This window comes from Rhodococcus gannanensis (assembly GCF_042681175.1).
GTDB lineage: Bacteria > Actinomycetota > Actinomycetes > Mycobacteriales > Mycobacteriaceae > Rhodococcus_G > Rhodococcus_G gannanensis.
Map to the genome: position 1 here is coordinate 223,446 of NZ_JBHUFB010000022.1, position 12,243 is coordinate 235,688.

At 68.3% G+C, this 12,243-nt stretch carries 6 protein-coding genes and 1 pseudogene; 1 reads left to right on the top strand and 6 read right to left on the bottom strand.

What is annotated here, in order from left to right:
- Nucleotides 1-39 precede the first annotated feature (39 nt).
- From ACFSJG_RS26465 to ACFSJG_RS26485, 5 genes are all read right to left on the bottom strand, one after another.
- The gene (locus ACFSJG_RS26465; protein WP_378488228.1) at nt 40-3,294 is read right to left on the bottom strand and encodes an acetyl-CoA carboxylase family protein; all 3,255 of its coding nucleotides are present in this window, start codon (nt 3,292-3,294) and stop codon (nt 40-42) included.
- Nucleotides 3,295-3,296: 2 nt separating this feature from the next.
- Complete coding sequence (locus tag ACFSJG_RS26470) at nt 3,297-4,982, bottom strand: AMP-binding protein (protein ID WP_378488229.1); 1,686 nt, start codon at nt 4,980-4,982, stop codon at nt 3,297-3,299.
- A gap of 40 nt (nt 4,983-5,022) precedes the next feature.
- On the bottom strand, nt 5,023-5,649 hold the full coding sequence (locus ACFSJG_RS26475; protein WP_378488230.1) for a TetR/AcrR family transcriptional regulator: 627 nt from the start codon (nt 5,647-5,649) through the stop codon (nt 5,023-5,025).
- A gap of 96 nt (nt 5,650-5,745) precedes the next feature.
- Entirely contained in the window at nt 5,746-6,180 is a 435-nt protein-coding gene (locus ACFSJG_RS26480; protein ID WP_378488231.1) for an OsmC family peroxiredoxin, read from the bottom strand.
- 72 nt (nt 6,181-6,252) lie between these two features.
- Entirely contained in the window at nt 6,253-7,842 is a 1,590-nt protein-coding gene (locus tag ACFSJG_RS26485; RefSeq protein ID WP_378488232.1) for an MFS transporter, read from the bottom strand.
- Between the two features lie 59 nt (nt 7,843-7,901).
- On the opposite strand from ACFSJG_RS26485, the pseudogene ACFSJG_RS26490 reads away from it, so the two are divergent.
- Nucleotides 7,902-9,544, top strand: a pseudogene (locus ACFSJG_RS26490) (flavin-containing monooxygenase).
- A gap of 132 nt (nt 9,545-9,676) precedes the next feature.
- Here ACFSJG_RS26490 and ACFSJG_RS26495 read toward each other — a convergent pair.
- Nucleotides 9,677-12,226 (bottom strand): ATP-dependent Clp protease ATP-binding subunit, encoded by a 2,550-nt coding sequence (locus ACFSJG_RS26495; protein WP_007528478.1) that lies wholly within the window; start codon nt 12,224-12,226, stop codon nt 9,677-9,679.
- Nucleotides 12,227-12,243: the final 17 nt, after the last annotated feature.

The following is a 12,243-nucleotide window of genomic DNA, read 5'->3' on the forward strand; positions in this document are numbered from 1 at the left end:
GGTTGAAACGTCCACCACCGCCCGATTGTTCCTCCCCGCTCAGCGACCACCGGTCGTCGTACGCCCCAGCTGCCGGATCCAGGACCTCGACCGAGCCGGGTCGATCACGTCGTCGACCTCGAACGTCGTGCCTGCGTGCAGCGCCTTTCCGTGCTCGTACGCCGTCGCCAGGAGAGTTGCGAACAGGGCGTCCCGCTCGGCCGGATCCTCGACCGCGTCGAGTTCCTTCCGGAATCCGAGCCGCACCGCACCCTCGAGTCCCATGGGCCCGATCTCCCCCGTCGGCCACGCCACCGTGAACTCCGGCGCGTGGAACGAACCACCCGCCATCGCCATCGCCCCCAGCCCGTAACCCTTGCGCAGGATGATCGTGCCGAACGGCACGGTGAGCCGAGCGCCGGCGACGAACAGCCGACTGAACCGCCGCACCGTCGCCTCCTGCTCCGAATCAGGGCCGACCATGAATCCAGGGGTGTCACAGAGCGTGAGCACCGGAATCCGGTGGGCCTCGCACAGCGTCAGGAACTCGGCGCCCTTGTCTGCCGCCTCGGCGTCGATCGCGCCGCCGAGGTGGTGACTGGAATTGGCCAGCACCCCGTAGGCGACACCCTCGACGCGGATCAGCGCCGTCACGAATCCGACCCCGTAGTCGGGCTGCAACTCGAGCACCGAGTCGACGTCGGCGATCGCGGTAACCGCCGCGCGGACATCGTATGCGCGCAATCGGTTCTCGGGGACGACGTGCCGCGCCGACCGCTCGTCGGGTGCCCTCCAGTCGGTGGTCGTTCCCTGGAAGTACGACAGGTACTGCTTGGCGAGTTCGACGGCGTGAGCCTCGTCGCGGGCGAGCAGGTGCACGACGCCGTTGCGGGTCTGGACGTCGATCGGTCCGATGTCCTCCGGCCGGAACATCCCCAGCCCTCCGCCTTCGACCATCGCCGGGCCACCCATGCCGATGTTCGCGTCGGGTGTCGCGATCAGGACGTCGCAGGCACCGGCGAGTGCGGCGTTGCCTGCGAAGCACCGCCCCGACACGACGGCGACCGTCGGGACCACGCCGCGCAGCGCGGCCATCGCGCGGAACGTCCCCAGTTCCAGTCCGGCGGCACCGTTGGCGTCGGTGTCACCGGGCCGTCCGCCGCCGCCCTCCGCGAACAGGACGAACGGGATGCGTTTGCGCGCGGCCAGTTCCAACATCCTGTCGGTCTTGGTGTGATTGCGCATGCCCTGCGTTCCCGCGAGGACCGTGTAGTCGTAGGACACGACGACGGCCTCCGCTGCGGCCCCACCGAACGTGTCGGCGCCGATCGTCGCGACTCCGCCGATCAGTCCGTCGGCCGGGGTGTTCTCGATCAGGTCCTGCTCGGTGCGCCGTGTCCGCTGGGCCGCCAGTGCGAGCGCCCCGTACTCGACGAAGCTGCCGCCGTCGACGAGGTCGGCGATGTTCTCGCGGGCCGTCCGGCGGCCGGCCCGGTGCCGCTTGGCGACGGCGGCCGGACGACCGGCGTCGAGGGTCACCGCGTGCCGCGCGAGCACCTCGGCGAGGTCGGGCCGGATGCGGTCGGGATCGAGCGCCTCCGCCGCGACGTCGTCCGATGCGGCGTCGGCACCGCACACGACGGCGAGGACGTCGCCCGCGGCCACCACCTGACCGGGCCGGACGAGGACCCGCAGGACCCGCGAATCCTCTTCGGCGGCAACGACGTGCTGCATCTTCATCGCTTCGAGCACGACCACCTGTGTGCCGGCCGGGACGACGTCCCCGACCGCCGCGACCTCGACGACGGTGCCCGGCAGCGTTGCGTGAATCGCCGCCTCACCCTCGTCCAGATCCGGGACCGGACGCGCGGCCGGCTCGGACGCACCGGCGGTGCCCGCCACCAGGTCGGCGAGGCGCTCGCCGAGGAAGGTCGTCGGCACCGAACCGGACCCGAAGTCCTTGTCCGCGAGGATCGCCAGCAGGAGATCGACGTTCGTCGACACGCCGGCGACCTCGAACTCGCGCAGCGCCGCCGCGGTCTTGCGTACCGCGGCGGTGAAGTCGTCGGACCGGGTGTGCGTGATCACCTTCGCCAGCAGGGAGTCGTAGCGCGCGCTGGTCTCGAGTCCGACCCGGCCGAAGGTGTCGACGCGGACGCCCGGCCCCGTGGGCGCGGAGAAGACGGCGAGCCTGCCCGCCGAGGGGACCGTCGTCCCGTCCGGCGTCATGGACTCCATGTTGACCCGGGCCTGGACGGCGACGCCGCGAGCCCGGGCGGGGGTGCCCGTGACCTCACCTCCGCCCGCGAGAAGACCCGCGGGTAGGTCGAGGTCGCCCAGTGTGGCGCCACGCGCGATGTCGAGACCGACCGCGACGAGGTCGATTCCGGTGACCTCCTCGGTGATCGTGTGCTCGACCTGGATGCGCGGGTTCACCTCCAGGAAGACGAACTCGTCTCCCGTGACCAGGAACTCGACGGTCGCGAGGCCGCGGTAGCCCTGATCGGCGCACAGGAGAGCCGCGGCACGGTGCAGCCCGGACCGGACCGCGTCGCCGAGGCGTTGCGCGGGCGCGATCTCGACGAGCTTCTGGTGCCTGCGCTGCACACTGCAGTCACGGTCACCCAGCGCGAGCGCGAGTGTGCGTCCGTCGGCGTCCGGCGCTGCGACGACCTGGACCTCGATGTGGCGGGCATCCTCGCACAACGCCTCCGCGAGGAGGTCGGGAGTGCCGAATCCCAGCTCGGCTTCTGCGGCTGCGGCCCGGAACGCGCCCTCGACCTCGTCGACTGTGCGGACGGCGCGCATTCCTCGTCCGCCGCCGCCGGCCACCGCCTTGATCATCACCCCCTCCGGGTGTTCGGCCAGGAAGTCGCGGACGTCGTCGGGTCCGATCCCACCGCCGGTGGCGTCGAGCACCGGCACGCCCGAGGCGATCGCCGCGGCCCGCGCCGCCGCCTTGTCCCCGAAGGTGTCGAGCAGTGTGGCGTCCGGCCCCACGAAGGTCACGCCGGCCGCAGCACAGTCGCGGGCGAACTCTGCGTTCTCGCTGAGGAATCCGTATCCGGGATGGATCAGCGTCGCGCCGGTCGCCGCGGCGGCCGCGAGGATCGCGCTCCGATCCAGGTAAGCGGACGGTCCGGATCCCGACAGCGCCACCGCCGTGGTGGCTGCGGCGACGTGCGGCGTGTCCACGTCGTCCTCGGCGTACACCGCGACGGTGTCGAGACCGAGTTCGGTTGCGGACCGGATGATTCGCAGCGCGATCTCGCCGCGGTTCGCGACCAGCACCGTGGTCGTGGACAGTTCGGACATCGTCAGCGCTCCTCGGCCATCGCGAACAGGTCACCCTTGCGGACCTTGCCCGTCGCGGTCATCGGCAGCACGTCCAGGACTTCGATCTGCGGAACCTTGTAGCCCGCCATGTTCTCCCGCGCCCAGCCGACGAGTTCCTCTGCGCCCACGGCGTTTCCGTCGACGAGCTGGACGAACGCGAACGCCACCTGCCCGCGATCCGGGTCGGGTTTCGGAACCACGGCGGCCTTCTCGATCGCCGGGTGCAGCATGAGCAACGCCTCGACCTCGGACGGGAACACACTCATCCCGTTGGTCTTGATCATCTCCTTGTTGCGCGCCAGGTAGTGCAGCGCGCCGCGTTCGCTGAACTTGCCGAGGTCACCGGTCTGGAGCCACCCGTCCCGCAGTGCCTCCGCGGTGGCGGCCGGATTACCGTGGTAGCCGGTCATGACGGACGGGCTGCGAACGATGATCTGCCCCTGCTCACCCACCGGTACCGGGTTGTCGTCCGCGTCGACGATCAGGATGTCCGTGCCCGGCACGGGTAGTCCGCAGAAGACGGGATCCCCGCTCAGGTCGTAGTCGCCGTCCTGGAAGCCGAGCGTGATCGTGTCCGCCGTGTGCGTCTCGGTCATGCCGTAGCTGCCCTCACGCAGGGTCCGGCCGGTCGCGGCCCGCCACCGGCCGCGGATCTCGGCGTCGAGCTTCAGCACGAATGACACCGCCATCGGAGTGTCCAGGCTGCTGAGGTCGTGGTCGGCGAAGTCGGAGCGGTCCATCAGTTCGACGTAGTTGTCGACGGTCGCCACCATCGAGGTGACACGTCGACGCTCGACGGCGCGCAGCGCGACACCGGCATCCCACCGGGACAGGAGCACCACGGTCCCGCCGTTGACGAGCGGCATCAGGATGCCGAAGTCCTCGCCCGCGATCCAGAACACGGGAAGGAAGACGAGGGCGGTGGGCGGGTTCTCACCGACTCGCCGCCCGGTCGCCGCCGTCGCGGTGACCGCGGTGTAGACCATGTGCCGCTGGGTGTGTTCGCACCCCTTCGGCATTCCGGTGGTGCCACCGGTGTAGTTCAGGGCTGCCAACGCGTCCGGATCGGTCGTGACCGGTTCGGCACGGTCGCTGTCCATGATCGTCTGCCAGTCGGTCCGCGCCGGATCCGACGGCTCGAACGGTGCGTCGCCAAGCGATGTCGTCACCATGTCGCCGAGGTCGGTCACCGCCACGAGCCGGACGGGGGTGCGCTCGCGCACCGACTCGACGAGCGGTGCCAGTGCAGGCTGGGTCAGCACGACGGTGACCCCGGCATCGGAAAGCTCGTGCGCCAGTTCGTGTTCGCGGAGCATCGGGTTGACCGGGACGTGGACGCCACCGACCTTGAGGATGCCGAGCATCGCGATGTGGAACTGGGGGCAGTTCCCCAGGTGGACGCCGACTCGGTCGCCGCGACGGACACCGTTGTCGGTGAGCCAACCGGCGAACCGGTCGGACAACTCGTCGTACTCGGCGTAGGAGATCTCCCTGCCGTAGAAGTCGATGGCGACCGTGTCGGGCCGCTCGGACGCCCAGTGCCGCAGGTGGTCCACGAGACCGGCTGCCGCGACGAGGTATTCGACCTCCCGCGGAACCTCGTCGGGCCAGTTCTCCTGCTGCAACGTCCGCAGCTCGGCCAGTGCGGTCTCGAACGATGCCGCCATGGGTCCTCCACTCTTGTCTGTCGCTGCCCGATCCCGTGGATCAGGCGAAACCGATGAGTCGCTCGGACATCACGATCATGTCCGAGATGTACTGCGCCCTTTCGTCATCCGATGCGGATTCGAGCCGGGCGGCGCCGACGAGCTGCGCGTCGGCGAGCGTCTGCGCCACGGTGCGGGGCGGCGCGCAGGGCGTCGCCTCACCGCTCTGCGCGATGCGCTCGATGAACCGCGTGTACCGGCCGACGAGCCGGTCACGCACCGACGTCCACAGCTCCCCGATCGCCGGATCGAGTCGGGACCGATGGTCGACGAGACCGACGATCGCGCCGTGCCGGAAGTAGGCGCCGATCACGGCCTCCGTGGTCGCGCGGAGGACCGCGCGCACGTCGTCCACCACGGGCCCCTCGAGGTGCTGGGCATCGAGAAGTTGCTGGCACACCTGCTCCGCGACGGCCGCGAAGACCTCCTCGCGGGAGGAGAAGTAGGCGTAGAAGGTGGCGCGGGAAACCCCGGCCCGCACGGTGATCGCCTGTGCGGTCGTCGCCTCGTAGCCGTACTCGCCGAAGCAGGATGCCGCCACGGCGAGAAGCTCCCGGCGGCGCAGACCGTCGGACGCGCGGCGCGCCGACCTCGCCTGCTCCTGCTGGTCGCTTGTGGTCACCGTCACATCATGTATTGACGTTGACGTCAACGTCAAGACTATGGATCGGAGAGAGGGGTGCCGCACCCCGTGCGAACACCCCTCACCTGCGATTGCCCGGGCTCAGACCAGCGCGGCGTCCAGCGTGATCTCCACACCGGTGAGCGCCTTACTCACCGGGCAGGTCTCCTTCGCGGCCTGCGCGGCCTGCGCGAAACCGTCCGCGTCGAGGCCCTCGACCTCACCGCGCACCGTCAGCGCGATCCCGGTCAGCTTGAAGCCGACGGTGTCGGGTCCGAGCCCGACGACGGCCGTCACCTCCAGGCTCTGCGGCACACCACCTGCCTCACCGATCAGGGCGGACAGCTGCATCGCGTAGCAGGACGAGTGCGCCGCGGCGATGAGCTCCTCGGGACTGGTCGCGCCGTTCGCGTCGTCCGCCGCGCGTTTGGGGAACGACACGTCGAAGGTCGCGAGCCCGGAGCTGGTGAGTTCGGTCTGACCGCCGCCGTCCTGCAACGTTCCGTTCCAGGCGGTGCGAGCTGTGCGAGTGGGCATGAACCAACCTTTCTGTTGTCGGCCGTCCGGCCGGTGACGGAGACTCCGTTCCAGTCTTCCCCCGAAATGTCGTCACGCGCTGGGAACGACCCCCTCCGACTCCTCGTCCTCGGCCTGGTACCGGGCGAGCAGGGTGCGCTCCTCGTCGCGCTTCGGGAAGACGAAGAACACCAGCACCGCGCCGATCAGGACGATTCCGATGGCCGCGGCGTAGGCACGGTCGTCGCCGTCCAGGAAGGCCGTACGCGCCGCTCCGATGATCTGCTCCGCGTACTGCGGATACCGTTCGGCGATGTTCACCGCGCCGGCGAACGACTTCTCCAGCGCCGCCTGCGTCTGCTCGCCGACCTGCTCCGCCTGTGGCGTGTTCTGGAGGGTCTTCGTGAACGATGCCGTGTACCCGGCCGTCAGCAACGCACCGAGGATCGACTGCACGATGGCACCGCCGAGGTCGCGCTGCAGATCGGCGGTACCCGACGCCATACCCGCCCTCGACACCGGAACGGACCCGGTCAGCGAGTGCGATGCCGGCGTCCCCGCCAGGCCGACGCCGGCGCCCAGGCACATGAAGGCGAGCGCGATCATCCAGTAGTCGGCGTTCTCGTCCCAGAGAACCAGCGCGACGACGAGTCCCACCAGGATCGCCACGTATCCGCACAGCAGGGTGAAACGCGCGCCCCTCGCCTCGACCAGCTTCGCGGACTGCGGCGCGACCAGGACCATGACGATCGCGGCGGGCAGCGCCGCCGACCCGGCCTGGAGGGTGTCGTAGGCCAGCACGTTCTGCAGATACTGCTGGCTGACGTACATCACGCCCATAAGGGTGCCGAAGACGACGATGCCTGCGACGGCAGCGACCCAGAAGATCCGACGCGCCGCGACGTGCAGGTCGTACAGCGGATTGCGGGCACGCAACTGCCGCAACACGAAGACGATCCCCGCCACGACGGCGACGCCGAGCGCGACGACGGCGGTCGTCTTCATGCCGTCCACCGGCAGGAAGTTGATCCCGAGCACCAGCGCACCGACGAACAGCACCGACACGGTGCCGCCGAAGTGGTCGACCGGGTCCGTCGACTCGTTCACGTGGCTCGGCACCAGCCACAGGGTCATGCCGAGGGCGATGGCCGCCAGCGGAATCGTCACCAGGAACACCGAACCCCAGAAGAACCACTCCAGCAGGGCACCCGCGACGAGTGGACCCAGCGCGGAGAGTCCGCCGCCGATCGACGACCAGAGCGCGATCGCCCGGGTCCGGCCCGGGCCGGCCCACAGCGCGGTGATCAGCGCGAGCGTCGTCGGGTAGGCCATGCCTGCCGAGAGTCCGCCGATCACCCGGGCCAGGAACAGCACGTCCTCGTTCGGGGCGAAACCGGCGAGCAGCGAGGCGGGCACCGACAACGTCATGCCGAGGACGAGCATCGTCTTGCGGCCGTAGCGGTCGCCGACCGCACCGAGATACAGCACCGAGGCGGCGAGGCCGAGCGAGAACCCGACGGCGATGAGATTCAGCGAGGTCTGACTCGCGTCGAATGCCTTCCCGATGTCGGGGAGGGCGACGTTCGCCACCGCCAGGTTCAGGTTCGCGACAGCCGCGACCAGGATCAACGCCGCCAACACCCACCGCGCCCGGGTGGGGCGCTCCGACACCGGAGAGGTCACCGTACTAGTGGACACCACCCGAGGCCGGCTCGCCACCGGCCACTCCGAAGCGAGCACCGATGTGTCCGATTACGGGATCGTGTGCGTTCCTCCTGTACCCCACCAGGACTATCGTGACTTACATCGCGCAGTTCTCCGGGGGCGGTCAGGAGAGACCAGTGACCAGCGAGATCACCAGCCCGGACCCCCACTCGAACGGGGCCTCGGACGCGTCGGAGCCGACCGACTTCGACGTCCTCGTCGTGGGTGCCGGGATCTCGGGAATCGGCGCGGGTGCGCACCTGAAGAGCGCCCGACCGGACACCACCTTCGCGATCCTCGAGGGACGGGGCACGATCGGGGGGACCTGGAGTCTGTTCCGGTTCCTGGGCATCCGTTCCGATTCGGACATGCCCACGTTCGCCTTCGACTTCAAACCGTGGAAGTCGCGTTCGGTGCTCGCCGACGGCCACGACATCCTCGACTACCTCGAGGAGACCGTCGCCGAGTACGAGTTGGCCCCGACCACATCAAGTTCGGGTACCGCGTGACGAGCGCAGGATTCTCGTCGGCCGACGGACGGTGGACCGTGATCGCGCGGGATCACGACACGGGTTCACCTGCGCGGTTCACGTCCCGGTTCCTGTTCCTCGGTACCGGCTACTACGACTACGACTCCGGATTCACACCTGACTTCCCCGGCATCAGCGACTTCGCCGGCACCATCGTGCATCCGCAGCAGTGGCCGCGGGACCTCGACTACACAGGCAAACGTGTGGTGGTGATCGGCAGCGGCGCAACCGCCATCACGCTGATACCGGCGATGACCGACCGCGCCGAACACGTCACCATGCTGCAACGGTCGCCGAGCTACGTCCTCACCCTGCCGTCCGAGGACCCGATCGCGAACGCGCTCGGCAGGTTGCTCGGCCCCGACCGGGCATACCGGATCGTCAGGCGGAAGAACGTCGCGATGAATCGCGCGATCTTCAAGGCATCCATGCGTGCGCCGAAACTGACCGGCAGGCTACTGATCGCGAATGTCCGACGACAGTTGCCCAAACACTTCGACGTCGGCACGCACTTCACGCCGAACTACAACCCGTGGGAGCAGCGACTGTGCATCTCACCGGCCGGTGACATCTTCAAGGCCATCTCGGATGGTCGGGCATCCGTGGTGACCGACCGGATCGCCAGGTTCACCGAGACGGGAATCGCGCTGGAATCAGGAGGTGAACTGCCCGCGGACATCATCGTGACCGCGACCGGCCTGAATCTGTCGCCCCTCGGCAAGATCGAGTTCAGCGTCGACGGGGAACAGGTCGATCTCCCCAACGCGACCGTGTACAAGGCGATGATGTTGTCCGGTGTGCCCAACCTGGTGTTCGCGATGGGATACACCAACATCGCCTGGACGCTCCGCGTCGACCTGGTCTGCGAGCACTTCTGCCGGCTGCTCGACCACATGGACGCCTACGGCCTCGACACCGTCGTTCCCGTGCTCGACGGACCGAACGAGGATCCAGGTCCGCTGCTCGATCTCACCTCCGGGTACGTCAAACGCGGAATCGGGAAGTTTCCGAAGTCCGGGTCCAGCGACCCCTGGACTGTCACCCACGCCTACGAGAAGGACGTCGAGCGACTGCGGAACGGTCCGGTCTTCGACCCCGCGCTGAAGTTCACCTCATCGACCCGCGCGGTCGCCGCTCCGAGCCCACACTGACGGCAGAACCCCTGACGCACACACCTTTTCCTCCGCGCACACACCTGCCGAAAAGGTGTGTGCACCGACCGAACTTGGATACGACGACGCCCCGCATGCGATGCGCATGCGGGGCGTCGGTTCGTGCGGTGACTACTCGCCCGAGGCGACGTCGGAGTCGCCGGCACCCGCAAGTGCCTCGGCCGGGGAATCCGGGACGTTGACCGGCTTCGGGGTACCGGTGAAGACGAACTTCGCGTTCTCTCCGGAGCCCTCGCCGTCCCAGCCCTCGACGTCGACCAGGACGATCTGACCGGGGCCGAGCTCGTTGAAGAGGATCTTCTCCGACAGCTGGTCCTCGATCTCGCGCTGGATCGTGCGACGCAGCGGCCGCGCACCCAGCACCGGATCGAACCCGCGCTTCGCGAGCAGCGACTTCGCCTGCTCGGTCAGCTCGATGTCCATGTCCTTGTTCTTCAGCTGCTTCTCGACGCGACCGATCATCAGGTCGACCATCTCGATGATCTGTTCCTGCGTGAGCTGGTGGAACACGATGATGTCGTCGATACGGTTGAGGAACTCGGGCCGGAAGTGCTTCTTCAGCTCGTCGTGGACCTTGTTCTTCATCCGCTCGTAGTTCGACTCGCTGCCGGAACCGGACGAGAAGCCCAGGCCGACGGCCTTCGAGATGTCGGACGTACCGAGGTTCGAGGTGAAGATCAGGACGGTGTTCTTGAAGTCGACCGTACGACCCTGACCGTCGGTGAGACGGCCGTCCTCGAGCACCTGCAGGAGGGTGTTGTAGATCTCCTGGTGGGCCTTCTCGATCTCGTCGAACAGGACGACGGAGAACGGCTTGCGGCGCACCTTCTCGGTGAGCTGGCCGCCCTCTTCGTAGCCGACGTAGCCGGGAGGGGCACCGAACAGACGCGACGCGGTGAAGCGGTCGTGGAACTCGCCCATGTCGATCTGGATGAGCGCGTCGTCCTCGCCGAACAGGAAGTTCGCCAGCGCCTTGGACAGCTCGGTCTTACCGACACCGGACGGACCGGCGAAGATGAACGAGCCGGACGGACGCTTCGGATCCTTCAGGCCGGCGCGGGTACGGCGGATCGCCTTCGAGACAGCCTTGACGGCGTCCTCCTGGCCGATGATCCGCTTGTGCAGCTCCTCCTCCATGCGGAGCAGACGGGTGGTCTCCTCCTCGGTGAGTTTGAACACCGGGATGCCGGTCCAGTTGCCGAGGACCTCGGCGATCTGCTCGTCGTCGACCTCCGCGATGACATCCAGGTCACCGGAACGCCACTGCTTCTCCCGCTCGGCGCGCTGCGCGACCAGCTGCTTCTCCTTGTCACGGAGACTCGCGGCCTTCTCGAAGTCCTGCGCGTCGATCGCGGACTCCTTCTCACGGCGGGCGTCGGCGATCTTGTCGTCGAACTCGCGCAGGTCCGGCGGAGCGGTCATCCGGCGGATGCGCATCCGGGCACCGGCCTCGTCGATGAGGTCGATCGCCTTGTCCGGCAGGAAGCGGTCGTTGATGTAGCGGTCCGCGAGGGTGGCCGCGGCGACCAAGGCACCGTCGGTGATGGACACCCGGTGGTGCGCCTCGTAGCGGTCGCGCAGACCCTTGAGGATCTCGATGGTGTGCTCGACCGTCGGCTCGCCGACCTGCACCGGCTGGAACCGGCGCTCGAGGGCGGCGTCCTTCTCGATGTACTTGCGGTACTCGTCGAGGGTCGTCGCACCGATGGTCTGCAGCTCGCCACGGGCCAGCTTCGGCTTGAGGATCGAGGCCGCGTCGATGGCGCCCTCGGCCGCGCCGGCACCGACGAGGGTGTGCAGCTCGTCGATGAACAGGATGATGTCGCCGCGGGTGTTGATCTCCTTGAGGACCTTCTTCAGGCGTTCCTCGAAGTCACCGCGGTAGCGGCTGCCCGCGACCAGGGAACCCAGGTCGAGGGTGTACAGCTGCTTGTCCTTGAGTGTCTCGGGGACCTCACCGTTGACGATGGCCTGCGCGAGGCCCTCGACGACGGCGGTCTTGCCGACACCGGGCTCGCCGATGAGGACCGGGTTGTTCTTGGTGCGGCGGGAGAGCACCTGCATGACCCGCTCGATCTCCTTCGAGCGGCCGATGACCGGGTCGAGCTTGCCTTCGAGTGCGGCCTGCGTCAGGTTGCGGCCGAACTGGTCGAGGACGAGCGACGTCGACGGGGTGCCGGCTTCACCACGGCTGGTACCCGCACCCTCGGCGGGTTCCTTGCCCTGGTAGCCGGAGAGCAGCTGGATGACCTGCTGGCGGACCCGGTTGAGGTCGGCGCCGAGCTTGACCAGCACCTGGGCTGCGACGCCCTCGCCCTCACGGATCAGGCCGAGCAGGATGTGCTCCGTGCCGATGTAGTTGTGGCCGAGCTGCAGCGCCTCACGCAGGCTGAGCTCCAGGACCTTCTTCGCGCGCGGGGTGAACGGGATGTGACCGGACGGAGCCTGCTGCCCCTGTCCGATGATCTCTTCCACCTGGCTGCGCACGCCCTCGAGGGAGATGCCCAACGACTCCAGCGACTTCGCCGCCACACCCTCGCCCTCGTGGATGAGGCCGAGCAGGATGTGTTCCGTGCCGATGTAGTTGTGGTTGAGCATCCGGGCCTCTTCTTGGGCCAGGACAACAACGCGCCGTGCGCGGTCGGTGAACCTCTCGAACATCGCTCTCCCTCACGTTC

Coding starts and splice junctions, on each gene's coding strand:
- ACFSJG_RS26480 (WP_378488231.1), bottom strand. CDS start 6,180: ATGCCCACTCGCACAGCTCGCACCGCCTGGAACGGAACGTTGCAGGAC.
- ACFSJG_RS26470 (WP_378488229.1), bottom strand. CDS start 4,982: ATGGCGGCATCGTTCGAGACCGCACTGGCCGAGCTGCGGACGTTGCAG.
- ACFSJG_RS26495 (WP_007528478.1), bottom strand. CDS start 12,226: ATGTTCGAGAGGTTCACCGACCGCGCACGGCGCGTTGTTGTCCTGGCC.
- ACFSJG_RS26465 (WP_378488228.1), bottom strand. CDS start 3,294: ATGTCCGAACTGTCCACGACCACGGTGCTGGTCGCGAACCGCGGCGAG.